The organism is Nonomuraea sp. ZG12 (assembly GCF_052068115.1).
Classification (GTDB): Bacteria; Actinomycetota; Actinomycetes; order Streptosporangiales; family Streptosporangiaceae; genus Nonomuraea.
On sequence record NZ_JBQHCW010000027.1, the window covers coordinates 1 to 22,705 of the forward strand.

Annotated in this window: 22 protein-coding genes and 1 pseudogene; 4 read left to right on the forward strand and 19 right to left on the reverse strand. The window is 68.6% G+C overall.

What is annotated here, in order from left to right:
- Positions 1-436: 436 nt before the first annotated feature.
- Entirely contained in the window at positions 437-3,124 is a 2,688-nt protein-coding gene (locus ACTMTF_RS41085; protein ID WP_441115527.1) for an AAA family ATPase, read from the reverse strand.
- A gap of 178 nt (positions 3,125-3,302) precedes the next feature.
- Between ACTMTF_RS41085 and ACTMTF_RS41090 the strand changes: the two genes are divergently transcribed.
- Positions 3,303-3,554: a hypothetical protein gene (locus ACTMTF_RS41090; protein WP_441115635.1), complete on the forward strand. Its 252-nt coding sequence runs from the start codon at positions 3,303-3,305 to the stop codon at positions 3,552-3,554.
- Here the strand turns inward: ACTMTF_RS41090 and ACTMTF_RS41095 are convergent.
- Positions 3,495-3,944, reverse strand: coding sequence for a LuxR C-terminal-related transcriptional regulator (locus ACTMTF_RS41095; protein ID WP_441115528.1), 450 nt, complete (start codon positions 3,942-3,944; stop codon positions 3,495-3,497). The two genes, ACTMTF_RS41090 and ACTMTF_RS41095, sit on opposite strands and share 60 nt — an antisense overlap.
- On the opposite strand from ACTMTF_RS41095, the pseudogene ACTMTF_RS41100 reads away from it, so the two are divergent.
- A pseudogene (locus tag ACTMTF_RS41100) lies at positions 3,930-4,571 on the forward strand (carbonic anhydrase); the annotation flags it as partial. The gene ACTMTF_RS41095 and the pseudogene ACTMTF_RS41100 sit on opposite strands and share 15 nt — an antisense overlap.
- Positions 4,572-4,692: 121 nt before the next feature.
- On the opposite strand, the gene ACTMTF_RS41105 reads toward ACTMTF_RS41100, so the two are convergent.
- The 11 genes from ACTMTF_RS41105 to ACTMTF_RS41155 all read right to left on the reverse strand — a co-directional run bounded on the left by ACTMTF_RS41105 (position 4,693) and on the right by ACTMTF_RS41155 (position 15,639).
- On the reverse strand, positions 4,693-5,328 hold the full coding sequence (locus ACTMTF_RS41105; protein ID WP_441115529.1) for a molybdopterin dinucleotide binding domain-containing protein: 636 nt from the start codon (positions 5,326-5,328) through the stop codon (positions 4,693-4,695).
- A 335-nt stretch (positions 5,329-5,663) separates the two neighbouring features.
- Positions 5,664-6,905, reverse strand: coding sequence for a hypothetical protein (locus tag ACTMTF_RS41110; RefSeq protein WP_441115530.1), 1,242 nt, complete (start codon positions 6,903-6,905; stop codon positions 5,664-5,666).
- The gene (locus ACTMTF_RS41115; protein WP_441115531.1) at positions 6,902-7,699 is read right to left on the reverse strand and encodes a maleate cis-trans isomerase family protein; all 798 of its coding nucleotides are present in this window, start codon (positions 7,697-7,699) and stop codon (positions 6,902-6,904) included. Before ACTMTF_RS41115 ends, ACTMTF_RS41110 begins: the two co-directional genes overlap by 4 nt.
- On the reverse strand, positions 7,692-8,012 hold the full coding sequence (locus ACTMTF_RS41120; RefSeq protein ID WP_441115532.1) for a hypothetical protein: 321 nt from the start codon (positions 8,010-8,012) through the stop codon (positions 7,692-7,694). Before ACTMTF_RS41120 ends, ACTMTF_RS41115 begins: the two co-directional genes overlap by 8 nt.
- The gene (locus ACTMTF_RS41125) at positions 8,009-8,644 is read right to left on the reverse strand and encodes a VOC family protein (protein ID WP_441115533.1); all 636 of its coding nucleotides are present in this window, start codon (positions 8,642-8,644) and stop codon (positions 8,009-8,011) included. The genes ACTMTF_RS41120 and ACTMTF_RS41125 overlap by 4 nt, the downstream gene beginning before the upstream one ends.
- An 81-nt stretch (positions 8,645-8,725) precedes the next feature.
- Positions 8,726-10,324 carry an FAD-dependent monooxygenase gene (locus ACTMTF_RS41130; protein WP_441115534.1) on the reverse strand — a complete coding sequence of 533 codons (1,599 nt, stop codon included), beginning with the start codon at positions 10,322-10,324 and terminating at the stop codon, positions 8,726-8,728.
- Positions 10,321-12,006: a (2,3-dihydroxybenzoyl)adenylate synthase gene (locus ACTMTF_RS41135; protein ID WP_441115535.1), complete on the reverse strand. Its 1,686-nt coding sequence runs from the start codon at positions 12,004-12,006 to the stop codon at positions 10,321-10,323. Before ACTMTF_RS41135 ends, ACTMTF_RS41130 begins: the two co-directional genes overlap by 4 nt.
- A gap of 104 nt (positions 12,007-12,110) precedes the next feature.
- A complete protein-coding gene (locus ACTMTF_RS41140; RefSeq protein WP_441115536.1) occupies positions 12,111-12,812 on the reverse strand; it encodes a TetR/AcrR family transcriptional regulator in 702 nt (233 codons plus the stop codon).
- 59 nt (positions 12,813-12,871) lie between these two features.
- Positions 12,872-14,137: an MFS transporter gene (locus ACTMTF_RS41145; protein ID WP_441115537.1), complete on the reverse strand. Its 1,266-nt coding sequence runs from the start codon at positions 14,135-14,137 to the stop codon at positions 12,872-12,874.
- Positions 14,138-14,254: 117 nt separating this feature from the next.
- Positions 14,255-15,271 carry an enoyl-CoA hydratase/isomerase family protein gene (locus ACTMTF_RS41150; RefSeq protein ID WP_441115538.1) on the reverse strand — a complete coding sequence of 339 codons (1,017 nt, stop codon included), beginning with the start codon at positions 15,269-15,271 and terminating at the stop codon, positions 14,255-14,257.
- 122 nt (positions 15,272-15,393) lie between these two features.
- A complete protein-coding gene (locus tag ACTMTF_RS41155; protein WP_441115539.1) occupies positions 15,394-15,639 on the reverse strand; it encodes a hypothetical protein in 246 nt (81 codons plus the stop codon).
- Between the two features lie 537 nt (positions 15,640-16,176).
- Here ACTMTF_RS41155 and ACTMTF_RS41160 point away from each other — a divergent pair.
- Entirely contained in the window at positions 16,177-16,845 is a 669-nt protein-coding gene (locus tag ACTMTF_RS41160; protein ID WP_441115540.1) for an integrase core domain-containing protein, read from the forward strand.
- Positions 16,846-16,961: 116 nt separating this feature from the next.
- On the opposite strand, the gene ACTMTF_RS41165 is transcribed toward ACTMTF_RS41160, so the two are convergent.
- The 3 genes from ACTMTF_RS41165 to ACTMTF_RS41175 all read right to left on the reverse strand — a co-directional run bounded on the left by ACTMTF_RS41165 (position 16,962) and on the right by ACTMTF_RS41175 (position 19,197).
- Entirely contained in the window at positions 16,962-17,957 is a 996-nt protein-coding gene (locus ACTMTF_RS41165) for an aldo/keto reductase (RefSeq protein WP_441115541.1), read from the reverse strand.
- Between the two features lie 191 nt (positions 17,958-18,148).
- Positions 18,149-18,352 (reverse strand): hypothetical protein, encoded by a 204-nt coding sequence (locus ACTMTF_RS41170; RefSeq protein ID WP_441115542.1) that lies wholly within the window; start codon positions 18,350-18,352, stop codon positions 18,149-18,151.
- Positions 18,349-19,197: a nucleoside hydrolase-like domain-containing protein gene (locus ACTMTF_RS41175; protein ID WP_441115632.1), complete on the reverse strand. Its 849-nt coding sequence runs from the start codon at positions 19,195-19,197 to the stop codon at positions 18,349-18,351. Before ACTMTF_RS41175 ends, ACTMTF_RS41170 begins: the two co-directional genes overlap by 4 nt.
- Positions 19,198-19,249: 52 nt before the next feature.
- Between ACTMTF_RS41175 and ACTMTF_RS41180 the strand changes: the two genes are divergently transcribed.
- Entirely contained in the window at positions 19,250-19,546 is a 297-nt protein-coding gene (locus ACTMTF_RS41180) for a hypothetical protein (protein WP_441115543.1), read from the forward strand.
- A 371-nt stretch (positions 19,547-19,917) separates the two neighbouring features.
- On the opposite strand, the gene ACTMTF_RS41185 is transcribed toward ACTMTF_RS41180, so the two are convergent.
- From ACTMTF_RS41185 to ACTMTF_RS41195, 3 genes are all read right to left on the reverse strand, one after another.
- Positions 19,918-20,304: a hypothetical protein gene (locus ACTMTF_RS41185; RefSeq protein ID WP_441115544.1), complete on the reverse strand. Its 387-nt coding sequence runs from the start codon at positions 20,302-20,304 to the stop codon at positions 19,918-19,920.
- 385 nt (positions 20,305-20,689) lie between these two features.
- Entirely contained in the window at positions 20,690-21,745 is a 1,056-nt protein-coding gene (locus ACTMTF_RS41190; protein ID WP_441115545.1) for an aldo/keto reductase, read from the reverse strand.
- A 94-nt stretch (positions 21,746-21,839) separates the two neighbouring features.
- Positions 21,840-22,658: a helix-turn-helix transcriptional regulator gene (locus ACTMTF_RS41195; protein ID WP_441115633.1), complete on the reverse strand. Its 819-nt coding sequence runs from the start codon at positions 22,656-22,658 to the stop codon at positions 21,840-21,842.
- Between the last annotated feature and the right edge of the window lie 47 nt (positions 22,659-22,705).

Sequence of the window (22,705 nt, forward strand, 5' to 3'; positions counted from 1 at the left end):
ACCCCCCGTGCCGATGACCAGGACGGACGTGGCTATCCGGTTCTCCGGCGCATGCATGGTGTGCTCCTCAACCCGCATCTTCACGAAAGCAGTTCCACGAAGCAAGACCGGACAGCACCGCGATCTGTGACATCCATGCAGGCGTGCACGGTCACTCTTGGTGGGCCGGATGTCCCCGCGCGAGCCGCAGTTCGGTCTGGGGGGTTGGTCTTGCCTATGTCAGCCCAGAACCGGAGACTTGTGGGCCATGATGGCGCGGGCCCTCATAGCCGCGGTCCAGATCGTGACGGTGACCAGCAGGACGTAGATGGCCGCGATCGCCGCGACCACGGCCGCCACGCCGATGAAGGGCGTCGCGAGCGGGAGCGACAGGATGAAACTGGTCGCGCACTCATCGGGGCGACCTGACGTCGACGGCCGGCCAACCGGTCGTCCCCTAACCTTCTGCTGCTCGGCGGGGAAGGGCGTGGCGGAGCTGCGTTCGGGAGCTGATCCCGAGCTTGAGGAAGATCTTGCGGAGGTGCCACTCGACGGTACGCGGGCTCACGAAGAGACGAGCCGCGACCTCCGGGTTGGACAGGCCGTCCTGCACCAGCAGGGCGATCTGCTGCTCCTGCGGCGTCAACTCCGCACTCGTCGAGGCCTCGTTCTTGCGCTCGCGGCGGATGGTCTCGCCCGTGGCGAGAAGCTCGCGCCGGGCACGCTCGGCGAACGCCTCCATCCCGATCGACATGAATATCTCGTACGCGGTCCGCAGGTGGTCGCGCGCCCCGGCCCGCTGACGGTTGCGGCGCAGCCACTCGCCGTACAGCAGGTGAGCGCGCGCCAGTTCGGGGCGCAGGATCGTCCGGCGCAACCGCTCGATCGCCTCGCGGTAGAGGTCGTCCGCGGCCGCGTCGCCGCTCAGCAGCGCCCGGCAGCGAGCCAGGATTCCCTGGGCCCAGTCGGTGTCGCAGGGTTCCGCCGCGTCCGCCAGACCTTCGAGCGCCTCGTGGGCCGCCGTGTCGTCTCCGGCGCGTGTCGCCGCTTCGACGAGTTCGGGCAGCGCCCATTGGGAGACGAGCAGGTTGGCGCTCTGGGTGGTGGCCTGGGCCGCCGGCAGCGCCTGCTCATATCGTGCGAGGCCGTTGTAGAGGACCGAGGCCGCCCAGTGGGCGGAGGCGACGCCATTCAGCTGACCACCGGCACCGGCCTCCTCAACCGTGGCGGCGATCAGCGCCGCGGCCGCGGCCTCCTGACCCTGCATTGCCGTCAGCAGGAGCTTGGTGTGCTGCGTCATGGGCACACCCGTAGCGTCGGCGACAGCTTCGGACTGGGCGACGATCGCGGCCGCGGTGGCGAATTCGCCGCTCAGCACGATCGGCAGGGCCAACGCGTGGAGATAGATGGGAAGCTCGGACAGGGCGCCGGCCGTGCGTACCTCCTCGATCACCCTGACCGGCCACTCGGCCATGATCCGGTCATCCCAGAGGAGCGCGGTCAAGCCACCGGCGGCCCAGCTCCAGTTCATGATGTCCTGTAGGGGAGCGTCGGTGAACGCGGTCATCGCCCGTCGCAACGTGGGCAGCGCGGCTCTCCGGCCGTCGGTGATGAGCAGTGCGTAACCCTCGAGGACGAGATCGAGGGCACGCGGACCATCTTCGGGACAGGGAAGTTCCCCCATCGCCCGCGAAATCGCCATGAGGCTGTCCCGGTTCGCGGCCCCATAAGATGCGCTGGCCCAGGCGATGAGATAGGTTTCCCGCGCCAGATCCATATCGAAGGGCTCCAGTCGCTGCGCGGCCGTCAGCAACATCGGCGGCGCCTCGTTGTTGAAGCCGGCCGAGAACGCGATGTGACTGCGCACCAGGTGGGCTCGCACGCGTTGGAATTCGCTCTGGGCGTCCCGGTCGGCGAGGTCGACGAATCGGCGCGCGGCGTCGATGTCGCCCGCCCGTAGGCTGGCGTCCGCGGCCGTCAAGGCACGTTCGGCGCGCCGCGAGGTGTCCATGGTCAGTGCCACGGATCGCTGCAGGAACGCCGCCGCGGCGGCCAGCCCACCGCGCGCCTGCGCCCGGCCGGCGGACCGTTCGAGCTCGGCGGCGACGGCCTCGTCAGGCGCGGCTGTCGCGGACGCCAGGTGCCAGGCACGGCGATCCGGGTCGGTTGTCGCGTCGGTGGCCTCCGCCAGCGCCAGATGCACCGCCCGGCGATCCTCGTCCTTCGCCGACCCGTACACGGCCGACCGCACGAGCGGGTGACGGAAGATCACCCGTGCGCCGAACACCAGCAGCCCGTCCGTCCCGTTCCCCTGGGCCGTCTCCGGGGTGACCCCGAGCCGTTCGGCGGCACGCCGTACCAGGGCGGGGTCGCCGGTAGGCTCGGCGGCGGCGAGCAGCAGCAGCAGGCGGGTCTGCTCGGGCAGGTCTTCGATCCGGGCCAGGAAACTTTGCTCGATCCGGCTCGGCAGCGTGTCTGCGCGCAGCAGGCCGAATCCGCCCGCCCGCTGGGTCACGGTCAGCTCGCGCGGTAGCTCTAGCAAGGCAAGCGGGTTGCCTCTGGTCTCGGCCACGAACCGATTGCGGATGTGTTGATCGAGCCGGGTGTGCGTCACCGAGTCCAGCAGGGCGTGGGCGTCGGCGGCCTTCAGCCCGGTGACCTCCAGCTCCGGCAGTCCGAGCAAGTCCTGAGCCCGCTGGCGAGAGCTGAAGACGAGGGCGACCGACTCCGCCAGCAGTCGCCGGGCGACGAAGCCGAGGACCTGCGCCGAGGACCGGTCCATCCACTGTGCGTCATCCACCACACACAGCAGCGGATGCCCCTCCGAGGCATCCGACAGCAGACTCAGCACCGCCAGCCCGACCAGGAACCGTTCCGGCGGGGCTCCCGCTCGCGTCCCGAACACCGTCTCGAGCGCATCGCGCTGTGGCGCGGGAAGGTTCCTCAGCCGATCCAGCAGCGGCGCACATAACTGATGCAATGTGGCGAAAGCCAATTCCATCTCGGACTCGACACCGGCCGCACGCAGCACCCGCATGCCGGCCGCCGAGTTTTCCGCGTACTCCAAGAGCGCCGACTTTCCGACTCCCGGCGCGCCGTGCATCACGAGCACGCGGCTCTCCCCCCTGCGGACGGCCGCGATCATCTGATTGAGGAGAGCACACTCCGACCCCCGCCCGAGCAGACCAACGTTCTTACCGTGCCCGGCGCCCCGCCTGCGTTGGTCCACGGTCCTCCTTTTGTCCCCATTGCACGACTCTGATACTCCCACGGCCTACGCCAGGCCAAGCTTCCGGACCAAGGGATGTCGGCAACGATCTGTCATGAAAGGCGCGACGGCGTTCGGCCAGGTCAGCGGCTTGCACCGGACAGAGCAGTGGGTGGTTCTGCCGCGTGTACCTCGTTGGACTGCGGATCGGCTGACGGGAACGATGCGCACCGGCGAGCCGGATGGCATCTGGGGCAGCACCACTGTCGAAGAGCGCCGCCACCTGCGCGCGCGAAGCAACTTACGGCTAGCTTGCCCGGCTATCGGCGTGCTCCTGGTTCAGGACGAGTTCGAGCTGGCTACGTGAGGTGATGTCCAGCTTGGCGAAAATCTTGCTCAGGTGGTATTCGACCGTGCGCGGGCTAGCGAACAACTGGCTGCCGATCTCCGAGTGGCGAGCCGGGCGATCTGCCCTTCGCGCGGGGTGAGATCGCCACCGGCCCGCACGCCGCGCTGCGTCGCATCCCCGGTCGCCCGCAGTTCCTGCGCCGCCCACTCGGCGAAGGCCGTGTACCGCTTCATAACTCATCGCAGGGTGCTTGATCTGCGGTTCTGACCTTCGGCAGCGGTACGGGCAAGATCGCGGTTTGTGTCGGTTCGTCTGCTGCATCTGTTTGTGGTTCGGGTGCTCGGCTGGCTGGTGTTGCTGGGAGGTGGTCAGGCGGTTAAGGATGTCGAGATCATGGTGCTCCGGCATGAGGCGGCGGTGTTGAAGCGCCAGGTCCGGCCGAAGCCGGACTGGGCTGATCGGGCGCTCCTGTCGGCGTTCGCTCGCTTCCTACCCACGACGCTGCGAGCTCATCGGCTTGTCACCCAAGGCACCCTGCTGGCCTGGTATCGCCGTCTGATCAAACGCTCGTGGACGTGCCCAAGCCACTCTGGCCGTCCCGCGACGAGTAGGCAGTCCGGGACCTGGTCGTCCGTCTGCCCCGCACATCGCGCCGAGACCGCGCCGGCCCAGCGCCCGTTCGCCGTGCTGTTCGGCTGCTCCGATTCCCGGCTGGCCGCTGAGATCATTTTCGACCGGGGCCTCGGTGACTTGTTCGTCGTCCGCACCGCTGGCCACGTGCTGGGGCCTGAGGTGCTGGGCAGTATCGAGTACGGGGTAAGTGTGCTGGACTGCCCCTTGGTGGTGGTGCTGGGCCACGACGCCTGCGGCGCGGTCGGAGCCACTCGCGCAGCCCTGGAGGACGGTGTGGCCGCGCCCGGATACGTGCGAGACGTCATCGAACGGGTCACGCCCAGCGTGCTGGCCGCCCGCGCCGCCGGCCTCACCCAGGACGGCGATTTCATCGTCGAGCACATACGGCACACCGTCGACCTGCTGCTGGACCGCTCCCGGGTGCTGGCCGCCCAGGTGGAGGGTTTTGGCACCGGACAGGGGTTGTGCACCGACAGTCTGCTATACCGAAGACCCATCGCAGATCGGGCGGGGAAGCTGTGTGTCACTGTTCGAGGCTGGGTGGTGAGTAGGCGAGCACGTCGGGCACGGGGGGGTCATAGCGCTCGATGTCGACCAGCGCGCTGTGAGCACTCGGTCCTTGTGACAGGCGCGAGCAGGGCCGGTCCGCCGTGAGAACGTTCGGGTTGCTGTGACGATCCAGTGTTCCGCTCGTGCCTGGCTGGACCGGATCCCACCACGCCCCGGTGGACAGTTGGACGACGCCCGGCATGACGTCGTCGGAGAGGACCGCGCCCGCGAGGCAACTCCCCCGGTCGTTGTAGATGCGCACGATCACGCCGCTCTCGATGCCGCGTGACGCGGCGTCCGACGGATTGATCGTCACGGGCTCACGGCCGCGGATTTTCGAACTGAGGCTGTGGCCGCCGTTGTCGTATTGGCTGTGCAGGCGTGAGGCGGGTTGATTCGAGATCAGGTGCAGTGGGAATCGGTCCGACAGATCGGCGCGAAGCCATTCCACTGGTTCGAACCACGTGGGATGGCCGGCGCAGTCGTCGTAGCCGAATGAGTTGATCTCCTCGGAGAAGATCTCGATTCGGCCCGACGGTGTCAGCAGGGGTAACGCTGCGGATCTGAGCGGAGGGCTTCGAAACTGCCGGGAAACGGCGAAGATGATCAAACACCGACAGCCGCATGGCGAGATGCGGGAACATCGGGGGAACATGATCTTGAGGTGATCATTACCGAGCCGCTGGCATCGTCCAAAACGGGCCGTTGACCTGCGGTGATGTCGGTAGGGCGGGTGGGACTTGAACCCACGACCCACGGATTATGAGAATCCTCGGTCAGTGTCGTCCGCTATCGCAATGTGTTGTTTTGTATTGCTCTTTCCGTGATTTTCTTCACCGCTGTGTCGGTTGCTGTCAGTATTCGAGCGGCACACGCCGCACTTCGACGCGGCGGCCCGGCACTCGCTGTGGTCCGCGACGAGCCCGCCACCGTCCTCATCGTCTCTCAGCCCAGCTCACGAAGCCATGGGTCCAGAAGCGTGACCGCGCCATCCCGCGTGCCACCTTGAACGGGGTTGCCGTAGTGGTCCGCCGCGATGCCGGCGACCTGCTTGTCCGAGCTGCCGATGGCTTGGACGATGCCCTCGAAATCGCTCGGGAAGACGCAGTTGTCGGCGGTGTAGGTGACGAGCAGGCTCGGCAGGACCATCTCTGGGCCGGCCTTCTCGATCGTCGCGTTGGACGACAGCGCGGACCAGGTCGACAGCCACGCGTCCGGCGTGGTGAGCCGGCCGAACCCGACGATGCCGTAGTTGGTCGTCTCCGGTTTGGCGCCGTACACTGACCCGTAGCCGCGGTCGGACTTGTCCAGGTTCTGGTCCATCGCCCGCAGGTCGGCGTCCGTACGCCACACGGTGATCAGCCGTGCCGTACCCGCGCGCCTGCGATCTTCCGCCGCCCCTCCTCCGGATTTGATCGCCTTGCGGGCGGACAGTGCCTCCGCGACGTACGCCCGTGCCTTCTCGTCGATCCGGGCGATCCGCTCCCGCTGGGCCGCGCGATAACGCTCGACGAACTCCGGCGTGTAGGCGGAGCTTTCCGGAGCCGGCCGGTAGCCGTTCTGCTCCCCGAAGGGGTCGAGCGAGGAGTCGACGGAGAACGCGTCGTCCTCGTCGGTGACCGAGGGGTCGATGCACCGCCCCAGGAGAGTGCCCTGCCCGGGGTGCGGGGCGATGTAGGCCAGCGCGTCGAGCTCGGGCAGGACCGTGTCGCCGAGCCCGCTGGGCCGCCCGGCCGGTGTCCTGGCGATCCGATCCTGCGGCGCGCGGAGAGACTGCTGCACGTAGTAGGTCAGGAGCCCTCCGCCACCGGAGTTGCCGAGCCCGACCGTTCGCCGGAACCCGGCGCCGTTCAGCCATTCCAGACCGGCGGCCAGATCAAGCAGCGTCTGCTCGTGGACGAGCCGCAGATCGTTACCCGCGTCCCTTGCCTGCTGGACGAAAACCGCATGTCCGGCCTCGATCAGCGCCGGGATCAGGTAATGACGGGAGAAGTCCACTCGGGGATGCATCAAGACGACCACGGTGGTGTCACGCGGTTTGAGATCCGCCGGGGTGTACAGCGTGCCCTTCGCCGCGTTGCCGTCGGCCACCACGCTGGTCCGCGGCACGATACCGGTGCCCGCGGGGAGAGAGCCCGGGTGCCAGTCGACGTTCAGACCGGGGTTCTTGCGAGTCGTGGCGGTCATCGGACGGCGGTCACGGTCGCGTCGCGGGTGAGCAGCCGCCCAGCGCCCGGCAGGTCGACCGGCAGGCCGAGCGACTCGAGCAAGGTGAACGCGCCTGCGGTCGCCGCGGAGAGCACCGGGATTCCGAAGGTGCCCTCCGCGGCCTGCACGAGGGGCAATGACGGCATCTGCACACATGCCGAGAGGATCAGCGCGTCGGCGCCGCTCAGATCCAGGGACCGCGCGGCGGCCAGCACTCTGTCGCCCGGGATGCAGCCGACCTCGGTGTTGTCGGCGACCTCGAGCGCTTTCCAGTCGGTGACCGTGATTCCCTCCGCTTCGAAGTAGGCGACGACGAGCTCCGCGACCGGACGCAGGTAGGGCATCACCAGGGCGACGCGGTCCGCGGCGGTCGCGCGCAGCGCGTAGATCAGGGCACCGGCGCTGGAGGTGACCTGTGGCGCGAGGCCACGCTCGGAGAACTGGTCCCGTACCGCCTGTTCGGCGGTTACGTGCTCGGCGATCCCGTCCGGGTGTCCCTGCGCCATCAGCGCGACGAGGCAGGCGTAGAGGACCGCGTCGACGCCCGCGTCGCCGATCTCGTCGATGCACCGGCCTCGCTGCGCGTTCATGGCTCGGAGTTCCTCCGGCGACACCGTGTGCATCCGCATGCGGGTCGAGTGGAAGGAGAACGTGGCGTCGCGGTGCCGCTGCAGCAGCGCCGGCATCTCGGTTTCCACGGTGACGTTCGAGCTGGGCACGACCAGCCCGATGCGGTGATGACCCCTGGGGGGCACAGCCGTCGGTTCACTCATCGTTGTTCCTCACTGAGACGACGCGCAGGGCGTTCTTGTCGTGCTGGGCGATCCGGGAGCCTTGCAGGCCCGCGACCGCCGAGTACCACACGGCGTGTCGGCAGCCGGTCGCGCGCCGGTCGATGACGATCTCACCGCTCGTGCTTGCGTGCCCGGCTCCGAGAGGTTCGTCGGAGGACGGGCCGGCGGGCTCGCCCCCGGCAGCGATTCTGAAGTAGGGGCCGACCTTGTCCACGATCAGCAGCGGGTCCCGCTGGGCCACCTCGAGAACGCCCTGGTTCTCCGGGACGCCGAGGACGAACATCGCGGTCACGGCGTCACCGTCTCCGGTTCGGGCGCCGAGGGCAGCGCCTGCTCCCAGGCCTCGGCGCGTTCCATGATCAGCTCGGCCTTGCGGGTGAGCAGTTTCTCGAGCGTGGGCTCCGGACCGGATGCCACCTCGCAGAGCGCATCGATGGTGAGCGTCGCGTCCAGGTCCTCCTGCGGCGTGACCGGGCGCAGGGCCCGGGTCAGCTCGATCATGTAGCCGTTCGGGTCGTGGGTGTAGATCGACTCGATCGTCTCGTGCATGACCTGCATCTCGCAGGGCCACTCGCTCCCGTCCAGGCGGCGCCGGTATTCGAGCAGGTCCTCCTCCGAGTCGACGTGGATCGCGAGGTGGCGGGAGTTGGCGAAGAACTCGGGAGTGCCCTCAGGGAGGCGGGCCCAGGCATCGCCACGGGCTTCCGGGTCGCCGACCGGCTCGTGGCCGAAGTAGTAGAAGAAGGCGATCCGGTCGTCGTTGCCGATGTCGAAGAAGAAGTGAATGAAGTCGGGGTGCTGGTCAGGACCCCAGCCCGCGGCGCAGATCGAGTGCACCACGGGGAACTTCAGCACGTCCCGGTAGAACCGTACGGTCGCGGCCGGGTCGAAGGTCGGGAACGCGGCATGGTCGACACCACGCACGCGGTGCTCACCCTTGATCAATTTAATCTCCCGCATGTTCTGAGTGGTTTACGTTGCTCTCGCGACAGTTGCGTCGATTGATCAGGTTTCATCTCCGCCCCCGGTGAGGTACACGAGGTCCGCCCGGCCGGAGGCGATGCCGGCGGCGAGGTCGTCCATGCGGCTCGACGGGCCTTCGACGACGACGAGCGCACCGATCTCGTTGCGCAGGCGTTCGCCGATCTCGAGCCTGGTCAGAAGGCTGTCGTGGTCCTCGGGCCCGGTCAGCCAGCAGCCTTGCCAGCCCTTCTGCACAAGATCGTGCACGTGCTTGATGAGCGCCTCCCCTTCGTCCCAGGGATCGGTGCGGACGACCTCAACCCGGGCAAGGTCGGCGGCAGAGGGCGGGGCGCTGTCACCGGGAACGGCGGAGAGGGTGTCCCGGGTGTGCGGGGCGAGCAGACGGGAGTCCCAGCGGCGAGTGCCGCGTTCGAATGGCCGTGCCAGCACCCAGTCGACTACGCCGTCGGTCTGGACGTGGCTAGGATCGACTCCCGCGAACCGGGCGAGCCCGCTCCGGACGACCTCGGGATTGGTCCCGGCGAAGCGCTGGAGCGAGACGTTGCCGGTGCGGGTCATGTAGGCGACCATCAGCTGCTCGACCGGAAGATGGATGCGCCGCGGGAACGAGTCCCACCAGAGCATGCTGCGCCGGGCGAGCTCCTGCAGGCGTTCCACCTGCGGGCGGCGCTCCCGCTCGTAGGCGGCCAGCGCGGCCGGCAGATCCGGTGCCGCTGTCACCGCTTCGCGCAGCGCGATGGCGTCCTCCATCGCGAGCTTGGTGCCGGAGCCGACGGAGTAGTGGGCGGTGTGCGCGGCGTCGCCGAGCAGCACGACGTTGCCGTGCGTCCACCGCTCGCAGTGCACGGTGCGGAAGCGCAGCCACCGGGTCCGGTTGCCGATCAGCCGGTGCCCGCCGAGGTGCTCGGCGAACGCGTCCGTGAGGTAGTCGAGGGCCTCGGTGTCGGACTCCTCGGGCGGGGTCGCCTCGGTCGTGGCGTCGAAGCCGGCCGCGCGCCAGGCCGCCTCGTCGGTCTCGATGAGGAAGGTGCTGCGGTCGCGCGCGTACGGGTAGGCGTGGGCGACGAAGATCCCGTGGGCGGTGGTCGCCGGGGTGAAGATCGCGGTGTCGAGCGCGAAGTCCGTGCCCGCCCACAGGTAGAGTCCGCCGGCGACGTCGGCACGGGCGCCGAGCTCGACGGCGAGTTCGGTACGGGTCTGGCTGCTCACCCCGTCGGCCACGATCACCAGCTCGGCGTCGAGGTCGGCGAGGGAGGCCCGGGCACCGTACCGGATGTCGACGCCGGCGGCCTTGGCGTGCCGGCTGAGGATCGCCAGCAGCTCCGTTCTGGCGATGCCGATGAGCGCTCCGTTGTGCACCCGTGCGGACTGCCGGCCGACGACCATCCGCATGTCGTGCGGCCTGCCTGCCGTGATGATGTCGGCCTGCGTGACAGGGTCGGCGGCCTCGAGGTTGCGCTGGGTTCGGGCGGCGACGGCGACGCCGAACCCGAAGGTCTGCTCGGGCACGCTCTGCTCGTAGACGATGACCCTCGCTTCGGGGTTCGCCAGTTTGAACAGCCGGGCCGCGTAGAGGCCTCCCGGGCCGCCGCCGAGCACCGCGATGCTGTCGAGCCTCATAGGGGAGCGTTCTCCTTCTCGATCTTGCCTTCTATGTCGGCCCGGAGAGCCTTCTTGGAGACCTTGCCGACGTTGGTCAGCGGGAACGCGTCGACGATCTCGAGGCGCTCCGGGAGCTTGAACTTCGCAAGGCCCTGCTCGAGCAGGAACGCGTTGACGGCGTCGAGGGTGAGTGTCTCGGCACCGACCCCGGGCACCACGTAGGCGCAGATCCGCTCGCCCAGAACCGGGTCCGGCATCGCCACGAGGGCGGCCCCGTGCACCACGGGATGGCGGGCGATCAGCTCCTCGACCTCCTCGGCGTGGATCTTCTCGGCGCCGCGGTTGATGACGTCCTTGATACGGCCGTCGATCGAGTAGAAGTCCCGGCCGTCCACCACGTGCCGGGTGACCAGATCGCCGGTGCGATAGAAGCCGTCCGTGGTGAAGGCGGCGGCATTGTGCGCGGCCGCGCGGTGGTAGCCGGGGATCGTGTACGGCCCTCGGCAGGCGAGCTCACCGAGCTCACCGTCCGGCACCTCCGTCTCGAAGCCGACGTTGAGCACCCGCACCTCGTCGGCGGGGGAGATGGGAGTGCCTACCGTGCCGCGCCGGACCCATTCCGGCGAGCTCGGCGGGGTGAACAGGAACATGCCCTCGGCCATCCCGAACATCTGCTGTGTCGGGATGCCGAGCTCGCTCTCCAGGCGCTCGAGCAGGTCCGCGGAGGGACGCTGGCCACCCAGCACGAACCTCGTGAGACTGGTCAGATCGGTCGTGCGCGCGGCAGGATGCCGCAGAATCCGGATCGCGACCGCAGGCGGGACGACCGGCATGGTGGTGACCCGCTCGCGCGCGATCAGCTCCAGCATCGGGCCGGCGTCGGCTCCGGATGGGAGGACGAACGTGCCGCCCACGAGGTGAGCAGGCTGCAGGGCGGCGGCGATGCCGGCGTTGTGCATGATCGGCAGCGGGTGCAGGACCACGGCGTTCTCGTCGAGTTCAAGCGCTTCGGCCCACACCTGGGAGTTGTAGGCGTACTCGGCGTGCCGCCGGGGAGCGACCTTGGGCAGGCCCGTCGTGCCGCCGGACAGCTGGAAGGCGACGATTCCGTCCGGGTCGATCTCCAGCGAGCGCAGTCGCGCGCGGGCGTCCGGCTGCGATCCGGCGTCGAGGATGTCGTCGAACGAGAGTGCGCCGGGTGGCGCCGCGCCGCGCGCGACGATCAGTGTGTCGAGGATCGGGACGGCCTCGCCGAGGCGGGTGCCCAGCTCCACCAGGTCCCGGTTGCGGAAGTCGGCCTGGACGATGTGCCCGCGGGCCGCTGTGTGCTCTGCGAGCCGGCCGATCTCATGCGCGCCGTGCTGGGGAAGGGTACAGACGGGGATGATGCCGGCCTTGACCACGCCGTAGTAGGCGACGACGGTCTCGGCGACATTGCCGAGCTGGAACATCATCCGATCGCCGGGTCTCAGCGTGGTCATGGCGAGAAGCCCTGCCGCGAAGGCGGTACTGCGCTCGTCGAGTTCGCGGTGGGTCCACCTGACCTCGGTGGTGACCAGCGCGAGGTGGCCGGGGCGCCGGGCCAGGGCGAGGCGTATGACGTCCCCCAGCGGTTCGCGCTTCCACAGCTGCTCACGGACGTAGCGTTCGGCTCGGTCGTGAGGAAAGGGCGGGGACGGAAGGCCGACCTCACCGGTCATGGCAGACTCCTCGTTGACGCTTATGTAGAATAACCGACGTTTGTGTCAGGGCCAAGCGCAGGCGTCGACGCCGTTACCTGGCGATGGCAAGTCGGTGCGGTCTGTCAGTCGGAATCGGCGGGCAGGGCCCGCCGCATCGCGCTCTCAAGGTGTGCGATGTCTTCCTTGAGCAGCTCAAGGGCCGCCCGCGGGCCCGCGGCAACCGTACGGTCGTCGGTCCTGCGGACACCGGTCATCGCGACGTCGACGAGGACGTCCGCGATGGCGTCGGCATCACCGTCGGTCTCGGCCCGATACCACCAGGCCACCCAGTTGACCATGCCGAGCATCCCGAGCGCGGCCGTACGGGCCGGAAGGGGGCGGAAGACTCCTGCGGCGACGGCGTCCTCGATCAATCCGGTCAGTAGTTCGAGCACCCGATGCCGGGCCTGGCGGTGCATCTCCGCGATCTCCGCGGGAAGATCAGGTTCGCTGCGGTCGAGCAGCCGGAAGCGGCTGGTGTTCCTGGCATTGGTGACCGCTATCTCGCGAAGCGCGGTCTCGACCCGCGCGTCGGCGGTGAGGTCCGCACGGCCGCTGACGCGCTCGAGGATCTCCACGACGCGCTCGAGGACATCGCGCACCAGCGCGGCGAGGAGCTCTTCCTTGTTGCTGACGTAGTGGTAGAGCGCCGGCCGGCTGATCCCCATCGCGTTGGCGATGTCCTGCAGGCTCGTGTTGGCGAAACCCTGCTCCGCGAACAGCCGGGCCGAGTGCTCGAGCAGTTCGTTGGACACCAGGTGCCGGCGGGTCGGCTGCCGGGCCATCGTCACCTCGCCTTGATCTGGTATCCGCGAACGCGACCCATTCTGCCCCATGATCGTCATCACGCGGTGATCCCGCCCTCGGCCGCGGGCAAGGCGGGCTTGGTCGCGGGGATCGCGCCGACACCGGGCCGTGGGACGAAAGCCGAGGCGGCGGCGCCAACGACCGCGACAGCCGCGAACACCCCGACATTGCCTCCGAGACCCACGCCGGCCGACAGCAGAGTGCCGCCGAGTATGGGGCCGCCCACAGAGCCGAGCCGGCCGAAGCCGCTGCTCAGACCGAGAGCGGTCGCCCGGTTGCCGACGGGGTGGTACGCGGCCACATACCCGTAGACGACGATCTGGTTGCCGGTCGTCGCCGCGCCGGCGATGAAGGCCAGGACGTACAGCACCACGGTCGGCAGCGGCAAGGCGAACAGGCCGAGCGACACGACGGCGACGGCGAAGAGTGTGGTCGCGACCCAGCGGCTGCCGTACCGGTCGGCGAGGGAGGTGCCGACGAGCCCGCCGGCCACCGCCCCCATATTGAGCAGGAGCAGGAACGCGAGCGCGGACGACAGCCCGTATCCGGCGTTGCGCATCAGTTGCGGCAACCAGGTGTTGAGCCCGAAGACCAGCAGCATCGAGCACATGTTCGCCACCACGAACAGCACCGTGGCGACCGCGGCACGGCCGCTCACCAAGGAGCCCAGTTCCCGGCGGACGGAGTCGCGGGTCGATCGCACGAAATCCGGCGACTCCGGGAGGAGCCAGATCGCCAGCGGAACGAGCGTGACCAGTGGCAGCGCGCCGACGGCGAACAGCACGCGGAATCCGGCCGGCTCCAGCAGGACGAGCGCGAGGACCGAGGCGAGGATGCCGCCGACGGGGAAGCCGCAGAGCATCAGACCGCTGATCACCTGCCTGCGGCGCGCCGGTGCCACCTCCATGACCAGGGCGATGGCCGTCGGGGGGATGCCACCGAATCCGAGCCCCGCCAGAAATCGGAACAGGCCCAGCGACGACGGGTCAGGAGCGAGGGCGGCCAGCAGCATCATCAGGGAGAACCAGGCCAGCGAGATGATGAAGAGTCGTCGCCGGCCGAGCAGATCGGTCAGCGTTCCGCACGTGATGGCGCCCACGAACGCCCCGAGCAGTGCGTAACTGCCGATCGCGCCGGCTTCCACCGGGGACAGCGCCCACTCCTCATGGGCCAGCAACGCCGGTACGGCGGAGCCGTAGACGATCAGATCGTAGCCGTCGAACACGATCGCCCCGAAGCCGATCGCCACGGCCGCGATCGCGGCTCGTGGACTCACCGGGCGGGGCTGGGCGGAGGTCGTCATCCGTAATCTCCTCTTCGACCACACCCGATGCAGCGGGTGTGGCCAAGAACATACGAAGAACTCGACACTGATGTCAATATTTCGACACTGAGGAAAGGCTGATGGGTTCGACGCCCGTCATGACAGTCTCAACTCCCGCTCACCCAGCGGGGCGAAGAACACCTCGACCGCGTCGGACGGGGCGGTGGCCGCCCAGCGGGGCGTCCGGTCCTTGTCGATGACCTGGGCGCGGATCCCCTCCTCCAGATCCGGATGGCCCAGGGCCCGGCACGACGTCCGGTACTCCTGAAGGAGGACCTCCTCCAGCGAGCCGAGTAGCCCTGCCCGGCGGATCGCCGCATGGGTCACCTGGAGTGCCGTGGGGGAGTTGCCGCCGATCCGCGCGGCCGCCTCCTTTGCCGCGAGCTCGCCGGTGTCCAGCAACAGCTTCACGATGGTCGCCACGTCCTCGGCCGCGTAGCAGACGTCGATCCAGGAACGCTGCTCCGCCAGTACCCCGGACGGTGGCGCCTGGGCGTGGGCCTCCACGGCAGCGGTCACCCCGCCCTCCGCGACGGCCCGCGTGAAGGCGGTCATCTCCGCGGAGGGGATGAAGTGGTCGGCCAGGCCACAGGCGATGGCGTCGCCCGCCCCGATCGCCGTCCCGGTCAGCGCCAGATGCATGCCGATCTCACCCGGCGCCCGGGAGAGCAGGTACGTGCCGCCCACGTCGGGGACCAGGCCGATGCGCGTCTCGGGCATGGCGAGCTTCGTCCGTTCGGTGACCACCCGTACGCTGCCGTGTGCTGAGACGCCGACACCGCCTCCCATGACCAGGCCGTCCATAAGGGCGACGTACGGCTTGGCGTACCTGGCGATGTGGGCGTTGAGCCGGTACTCGTCACGCCAGAACGCGGCAGTGGCGTCGCCGCCCCGGCGGATGTCGTGATAGATGGAGCGGATGTCCCCTCCCGCGCACAGGCCGCGCTCGCCCGCGCCGCTGATGAGCACGGCCTCGACGGCGGCATCGCTCGCCCAGGCGTGCAACGTGGCGTCGAGCCGTCGGACCATGTCGTGGGTGAGTGCGTTGAGTGCCGCTGGCCGGTTGAGCAGCAGGTGGCCTAGGCCGCCAGAACGGGTCGTCCTGATGTGCATCAGGCGGCCCTGGCCGGGCCACGGGCGACGATGGCGCGCATGATCTCGATCTTCTCAACCGCGGTCGTAGACCAGTCCGCAGGGCAGGGCGATCCCGGGCCGGCGCCTGGGCGAGATGGCGTTCACGATGGCAGCGTGGCCGCCCATTCGCTGAGGGTCTCGGCGAAGAGCTTGGGATCCTCCGTGTGCATCGCGTGGCCGAGCCGGGGGAACGAGCGGTGGTCGACGGGCTGGTCGGCCTGGGTGATGAGCTCCCGGGCGCGGGCGGCCTGCCGGTCGGACAGCGCGCCTATCAACTGGCTCGTCTGCTCGTCCCCCTGCCGGAAGTGGTGGGTCAGCAGCACCGCCACCTTGACCGAGGGCAGCATGCGGGCATAGTCGCAGCTCGCCGCGACGGTTCCGGTCCAGAAGGCGCGGCCCCATTCGGGGGTCGTACTCCTTGAGATTCTGGGGCGGGCCGTCTCCTGCGGTGAACCTGCCGAGGGTGACGGTGAGCCGAGGCGGCAACTCGTCCTGTGCCGCGTTGAGCATGCCTTCCCGATCGCCGATCGACCACTGATCGCCCAGGTACTTGCTCCAAAGCGCGATCAACGGGCCGAGACCCTGGCGCAAGGACTGCCCGCACGAGGTGTCGACCTCGGCGTGGAACAGCGGCGGATCCTCGTAATAGGCCCCGCGGATGCTGCCGGGCAACCCGTACGCGGACAGCCAGGCGGACATCAGGCCACCTGAGGAAAAAGCCCGCTGACCAGGACCGGGCGCTGGATGCGACCGACGTGGGGGACATAGGTAGCGTCTGGGGCGTCGGGTCCGTAGCGTGGCGTTCGCATGACGGTTGACCCTAGCAACGCTTCGACAACGATGTCCATAAATTGACGCCTTTGTCGGCTATTGTGGATCGAGTCGTGTTCGCGTACCTGCTCGGCGTCACCGCCAACCCCACCGGCCCGTGGACCGCTCAGGCCGCCCGCAACTTCCTCATCGACACCGACACCGACATGACGAAGCTGAAGTTCCTGATCCGCGACCGCGGCGGCCAATTCACCGATGCCTTCGTACAACACGGCCCGACCTCACCGCGGCATCGGACAGTTGACACCATCGCAAGCCGAAACCAGGACCGCCAAGCCCATCGACCTGGCCGACCACGCTGTCCACCGCAAAGCCATCCTCGGCGTTGTCAACGAGTGCCGGATCGCCGGCTGACCAGCGACACCACCCGAGAACCGGCAGGCCAGACACCGAACCCATTATTGAGCCCCACAGGCATCAAGACGGTGCTCACCGGTGTCCGGATGCCGCAGATGAACTCGATCATGGAGCGGTGGGTGCAGTCGTGTCGGCGAGAGCTCCTCGACTGCTGCCTCGTATGGAACGAACTCCACCTGCGGCACGCCCTGCGCGAGTACGAACACTTCTACAACTGGCACCGGGCCCATCAAGCCCTGGACCAAGCAGCGCCGCTGCGTCCCGCCCCGGACCCGATCATCGACCCCGGGCGGATCACCGATCTGAACGTACGCCGACGAGACCGGCTCGGCGGCGTCCTCCACGAATACTTACATGCAGCTTGACCTGCATGGATGGAATTTTCGGCAGGCGCAAATCTGACCGTCATTGTCCCGGCGGACCCCATGCTGCGGACCTCTGCTCTCCTGCCACGCGCCCGGGGACCTGGGCCGGCCCCCGACTACAGGTGCGGCCCGAGCAGGGTCAGGTCGGCGGGCGAGAGGCGATCGGACGCGGTCGCCGCCTGGTGCCAGTAAGGGTAGAGCAGGGGCTGGCGGCTGACCTCGTCCAGCCGGGCACGCTCCTCGTCCGACAGCTTCAAATCGGCCGCGGCCAGGTTGTCGGCAAGCTGCTCGCTGGTGCGGGCGCCGATCACCAGCGAGGTGACCGCCGGTCTGCCCAGCAGGTACGCCAGCGCCACCTGCGCCGCCGAGACGCCGTGCCCCGCCGCGATGTCGACCAGCACCTCCACCGTGTCGTAGAGCTGCTCCTGGTTGCGGACCGGCGGCTCGTTCCAGTCGGTGAGCTGGCGACCTTCGGCCGGCTGCACGCCCCGGCGGTAGCGGCCGGACAGCAGGCCGCCGGCCAACGGGCTCCACACCAGTACGCCGAGGCCTTGGTCGACGGCGGCCGGAATCAGCTCGTACTCGGCGTCGCGGGCCTGCAGGGAGTAGTAGATCTGCTGACTGACGAAGCGCGGCAAGCCGAGCTTGTCGGCGATGCCCAGCGCCTTCATGAGCTGCCAACCGGCGTAGTTGGAGACTCCCACGTAGCGGACCTTGCCAGAGGTCACCAGGTGGTCCAGCGCGGCCAGGGTCTCCTCCAGCGGGGTGCGGCCGTCCCACTCGTGCACCTGGTAGAGGTCGATGTGGTCGGTGCCGAGCCGGCGCAAGCTCGCCTCGGCACCGGTGATGATGTGGTGCCGAGACAGCCCGGCGTCGTTGGGACCGTCGCCCATCGACATGCGTACCTTGGTGGCTAGCAACACCTCGTCGCGGCGCCCCTCGATCACCTTGCCGACGATCTCCTCGGACAGGCCGGCGGAGTAGACATCGGCGGTGTCGATGAGGTTGACCCCGGCGTCCATGCACATGTCGATCTGCCGACGTGCCTCCTCCACACCGGTGGAGCCGACGTAGGCGAACTTGCCAGCGCCGCCGAAACCCATGGTCCCCATGGTGAGCACCGATATCCGCAAGCCAGATCGGCCTAGTTCACGATATTCCATTGCGCTATTATCCCGTTCCTCGCGGCGGGTCCTACCGGTCCACCAGCAGTTTCCGTGACTGGAGACCTGCGTCCGCTGAAGCGGTAACGCGCAACACCACCCGGCCGGCGTGACGGTTCGCTGGGTGGTGTTCGGTGTTGTCAGACGACCTGGATGAAGACCCGGTCGTACCGCGTGAGGGGGAACGTGCCCTTGTCGGTGCCTTGGAGGATGACCGAGATGGTCTGGCCCGGTGTGGCGTCCGACGGGACGGTGACAGTGATTCGGTCGTGACCGCGGTCGGTGATGGTGACGGTGCGGGGGTAGGTGCCTTCTTCCCGGTACTGCCACCAGCTGAGATTCACGGGACTCTGTCAGGATCGTCAGTGAGGCCGGCGAGAGTGACCACGGAGCCGGGGCGTGCCCGGACCGTGTCACCGCCGAGGATCTTCACTGTGGGCGCGTGGTTGCCGTCCTTGTATTTGCGGGTCAGGGTCCACTGCACGCGGGCCGCGAAGTCGTTCTGCGCGGCCCCGGCCCAGCGCAGTGTCGTGTAGTCCCTGACCTCGTTGCCGGTGTCGTCCTTCTCCGTGGCTACCATCGTCCACAGGTTCGGCGTGGTGCTCGTCTGGGTCGCCCGGCCGCCCCAGTTGCCGAGCAGCGGGTTCTCCGGGTCCTGGATTCCGGTGTTGAGCAAGGGGTTGAAGGCGACGTTGTCGCCCTCGGAGAGGAAGTCGTACGGCGCCAGCGGCTTGCACCAGCCGGACGGGGCGCGTTCGGGATCACCGAAGATGTCAAGCGGGTCGCCCGGCATGGATTGACCGTCGAGCCAGGACCGGTATAGCGAGCCCAGCGGTCCGATCTGAATGTTCTGCTTGATCCACGCGCCGCTGAAGCAGACGCGGTCAGCCGGCAGACCTCGGACGTTGCCCTGCCCGCCACGGGCACAGTTGTAGCCCCAGGTGGCGTAGCCCGCCGCCATGTTCTCCACACGGAGGTCCGGCCAGATGGGAGCAATGTATTTCGCGTAGGTCTCGTCCTGGAGGCCGCTGGCCAGGATCACCGTCTTCTTGGAGACCTCGGCCTTGACACGGGGCCACTGCTTCGTGTGGGAGAACCGCTGCTCGATCGACTTGAGGGCACGGGCGATTGTGCTGGTTCCGGCCCACGCCTGGAGGTACAGGGGACGCGCATCATGGTCAAGCAGCAGGTCGCGGACCGACTTCTACAGCGTCAATCCCGTCGACACACTCGAATACCGCGTGCTGGCACACGTCAGCGACGACACCACCGCCGCTGACCTCGCGTCCGCCCGACGCGCGGTCCCCTCGGCCGACCACGAGCTGACGCTCTTCACACTGCCCGAACAACTGGTCGTGCAGATCATGCACCACGGCCCTTTCGCGGACGAATTCGGCACCCTCGCGCGGCTCGGCGCCTTCGCATCGGACCGCGGCCTGCGGCGCGTCGGCGCGCACCACGAGATCCACCTGGACCCCTTCACTGCCACCACCCCACAGGAGCACCTACGCACCATTCTGCGGGACCCGGTCGGATGACACCGCGCGGCCCACCAACGATGCGGGGTCGCATCATCGGCGGCCGGGTCCACACAGTCGCCGCGCCGCCGACCGGGTGATCTTCGGTGCGCCGTCCTCCGCAGGAGCGGTAGATGGCGTGGTCAGGCGGGGCGATGCTCGGCCCGGGTTTCGTGTAGTCCGACCAGCCCTCGGTGGTCAGTGGCCGCCGAAGTCTTCATTCCACATATCGTCACCGGCCATGCGGCGATGCCAGGTCCAGATCGTCTGCCCCGGCGCCGGACAGCGCAGACACATCCCGGCGCGAGACCGCGCCTCCGATGCTCTGACCGATACCGTAGCGAGGAACCGGGGGGCGGTCGCGTATGTCGCGGTGTGGGTTGCTCTATAGGTTATGCACTCATGTTGCTAACCGCCCGCTCGAGTTCGCCACGAATACGGTCCATGGTGGACGGGTAGGCCTCGGGCAGGTCGACGCCAAGCCGTTCAGCGAGGACGAAGATCCACCACAGGCACTCGGCGAGCTTGTGCCGTAGCTCGGCATCCACGTCGCCGTCGATATTCCAGGTGCGTTCGGCCGCGAGTACCAGGCGCCCGACGTAGGCGGCGTCATTGGTGAAGCCGACCGCGAGCTCCGGCAGCGTCCACGTCCTGTCCAGGACGCGCCGTTCGACCTGCTCGTAGAGGGCGCGTACGCGCAGCGCCTCGTCGCTCGCAGCGGCCAGCCCGGCCTTGCACGTCTCACTTATCTTCTGGCTCTGACCTGCTTTTTCTTCCATAAGACGACGCTATCGGGAGATGCGGACAACTACGATCCTGGTCCGCATGAGTCACCCGGCAGTGCCGGCGTCCCGTAGCGCAGGGTGAATTCCCCACAGTCTCATTGAAGCGCCCTTTCGTCCCGGGGGAGTCCTCGTACAGCCGGTACCCCGCTGGTCACGTCCCTCTGCTCGGGCCGGGCGCCGGATCATCATCCCGACCAGGAACGGCGGCATCCGGCAAGCCCCAGGAGACGCTGAATCCTGCGCACGGCACGGCATCCACGCCGAGACCGGGACGATCACGGCTGATCAGGTGAACGCCACGCTGGGACGCCTGGAGAAGGGGGACGTGCGCTGCCGGTTCGTCATCGACGCCACGACCTTCACCGCGCGCTGACCGAGGTCAGCGGACGAAGGCCTGGGCAGCCAGGCCGTTGACGGTGGTGTCACCCTGCTGGAAGCCGACCATCGACTCCAGCATGGGATGCGGGTAGTCGAGGCTGGGCGCGGTCAGAGCATCGAGGCGGGTGATCTGCTCGGCGGTGAGGGTGACGTCGAGGGATGCGAGGTTGGCCTCGAACTGCTCGGGGGTACGGGCGCCGATCAGCGTGGCGGTGACCTCCGGCCGCTGCCGTACCCAGGCCAGCGCGACCGCGGCCACGGTCGCCCCGAGATCATCGGCGATCTCGGCCAGCGCGTCGAGCAGCACGAAGGTGGACACGGTCAGGTGTGGACCGGCGTAGGCGGCGCGCCCCGAACCGGGCACCGCCGTGGTGGCGCGTGAGTACTTGCCGGACAGGGCTCCGCTGGCCAGCGGGCTCCACGGGGTGACGCCCAGGCCGAAGCGCCGCGCCGCGCCGAAGGTCTCACCTTCGACGGTCCGGGCGAGCAGGGAGTATTCGACCTGCAGCGCGGCGATCGGCTCCCAGTCGCGGAACCGGGAGGCGGTGGCGGCCTCGGCCACCCACCAGGCCGGCACGTTGGACAGGCCGATCGCGTGGATCTTCCCGGCGCGTACCAGGTCGGTGAGGGTGGACAGGGTCTCCTCGATGGGGGTGTGCCGGTCCCACTGGTGCATCCAATACAGGTCGACGTAGTCGGTGTTCAGCCGGCGCAGGGAGGCGTCGAGCTGGGCGCGGATCGCCTTGCGGCCGGCGCCGCCGGAGTTCGGGTCGTCAGGCGCCATGCTGCCGCCGAACTTGGTGGCCAGCACCACGCGGTCGCGGACGCCGGGGCGCTTGCCGAAGTAGGCGCCGAGCGTGGTCTCCGAGGCGCCGCCGTTGTACATGTTGGCGGTGTCGATGAAGTTGCCGCCCGTGTCGAGGTAGCGGTCGAGGATGGCGAAGGAGGTGTCGGGGCCGGAGCCCCAGCTGCCGTCGTCGAAGGTCATCGCGCCGAGGGCCAGCGGGCTGACCCGCAGGCCGGAGGTGCCGAGCGTGCGGTACGAGGTGAGGGACATGACGTTCCTTATCGTGTGGTGCGGTTGTTCCACCCACCACCTTCGCCGCCAGGGCGCTGCCGATGAAGGCCGCGCGAGAGGGGGTGTACGACACCTAGGAACGGCTTCGCATCGAGGCGAGGTAAACCAGGGCCTCGGCGCTGCGGCTGCCCGGCTCGGGCGTGCCGACCAGGAGCTGCTGGCCGGGGGCGTCGTGGACGTCGAAGGTCTGGTAAGTGAGCTCCACCCGGCCGACCGCCGGATGGACGAAGACCTTGAAGGCGCGGGTGAGCCCGCCCACCGACTGATCGCGCCATAGGTCACGGAACGTCGCGGACGTCTTCAGCAACTCCTCCACCAGCGCCCCGATCCGCGGGTCCCCGGGAAACCGGCCGGAGTGCAGGCGCAGCGCGCGCACGGTCTTGGGCACGACCTCGTCCCAGTTGGCGAACACCACCTGGGCCTGCGGATGGGTGAACAGGATCCGGACCATGTTCGTACAGCCCTCGAAGGGTGACAGCAGCGCGGCGGCCACGGCATTGGTGGCCAGCACGTCGAAAGCGGGGCCGAGGACATAGGCCGCCGACGCCGGGAAGGCATCCAGGAGCTGCGCCAGCGCGGGATGGACCTGGGCCAGGCCACCGGGCGGGCCCAGGCGAGGGGTCAGACCGGCCAGGCGGTGGAGATGTTCGCGTGAGTCGTTGTCCAGGCGCAGGGCGCGGCCGATGGCGTCCAGCACGGAGGCGGACGGGTTGCGTTCGCGGCCCTGCTCCAGGCGCGTGTAGTAGTCGCTGCTGACCCCGGCCAGGACGGCGACTTCCTCCCGGCGCAGCCCGGTCACCCGGCGCTTGGCGCCTGCGGGGAATCCGACGTCTCCCGGTTCGATGCGCGCGCGGTGTGCCTTGAGGAATTCGCCGAGTTCGGTCGTATGCATGCTGGTCACCCCCGCCCAGGGTATGCGCGGGCTGACGTAGGCTCGCG

Excerpts from the sequence above, each read along its gene's own strand:
- ACTMTF_RS41085 (WP_441115527.1), bottom strand. The coding sequence starts at position 3,124 with ATGATCGCGGCCGTCCGCAGGGGGGAGAGCCGCGTGCTCGTGATGCAC.
- ACTMTF_RS41090 (WP_441115635.1), top strand. The coding sequence starts at position 3,303 with ATGAAAGGCGCGACGGCGTTCGGCCAGGTCAGCGGCTTGCACCGGACA.
- ACTMTF_RS41095 (WP_441115528.1), bottom strand. The coding sequence starts at position 3,944 with ATGCCGGAGCACCATGATCTCGACATCCTTAACCGCCTGACCACCTCC.
- ACTMTF_RS41110 (WP_441115530.1), bottom strand. The coding sequence starts at position 6,905 with ATGACCGCCACGACTCGCAAGAACCCCGGTCTGAACGTCGACTGGCAC.
- ACTMTF_RS41115 (WP_441115531.1), bottom strand. The coding sequence starts at position 7,699 with ATGAGTGAACCGACGGCTGTGCCCCCCAGGGGTCATCACCGCATCGGG.
- ACTMTF_RS41130 (WP_441115534.1), bottom strand. The coding sequence starts at position 10,324 with ATGAGGCTCGACAGCATCGCGGTGCTCGGCGGCGGCCCGGGAGGCCTC.
- ACTMTF_RS41135 (WP_441115535.1), bottom strand. The coding sequence starts at position 12,006 with ATGACCGGTGAGGTCGGCCTTCCGTCCCCGCCCTTTCCTCACGACCGA.
- ACTMTF_RS41140 (WP_441115536.1), bottom strand. The coding sequence starts at position 12,812 with ATGGCCCGGCAGCCGACCCGCCGGCACCTGGTGTCCAACGAACTGCTC.
- ACTMTF_RS41145 (WP_441115537.1), bottom strand. The coding sequence starts at position 14,137 with ATGACGACCTCCGCCCAGCCCCGCCCGGTGAGTCCACGAGCCGCGATC.
- ACTMTF_RS41150 (WP_441115538.1), bottom strand. The coding sequence starts at position 15,271 with ATGCACATCAGGACGACCCGTTCTGGCGGCCTAGGCCACCTGCTGCTC.
- ACTMTF_RS41155 (WP_441115539.1), bottom strand. The coding sequence starts at position 15,639 with ATGCTGCCCTCGGTCAAGGTGGCGGTGCTGCTGACCCACCACTTCCGG.
- ACTMTF_RS41165 (WP_441115541.1), bottom strand. The coding sequence starts at position 17,957 with ATGGGGACCATGGGTTTCGGCGGCGCTGGCAAGTTCGCCTACGTCGGC.
- ACTMTF_RS41185 (WP_441115544.1), bottom strand. The coding sequence starts at position 20,304 with ATGGAAGAAAAAGCAGGTCAGAGCCAGAAGATAAGTGAGACGTGCAAG.
- ACTMTF_RS41190 (WP_441115545.1), bottom strand. The coding sequence starts at position 21,745 with ATGTCCCTCACCTCGTACCGCACGCTCGGCACCTCCGGCCTGCGGGTC.
- ACTMTF_RS41195 (WP_441115633.1), bottom strand. The coding sequence starts at position 22,658 with ATGCATACGACCGAACTCGGCGAATTCCTCAAGGCACACCGCGCGCGC.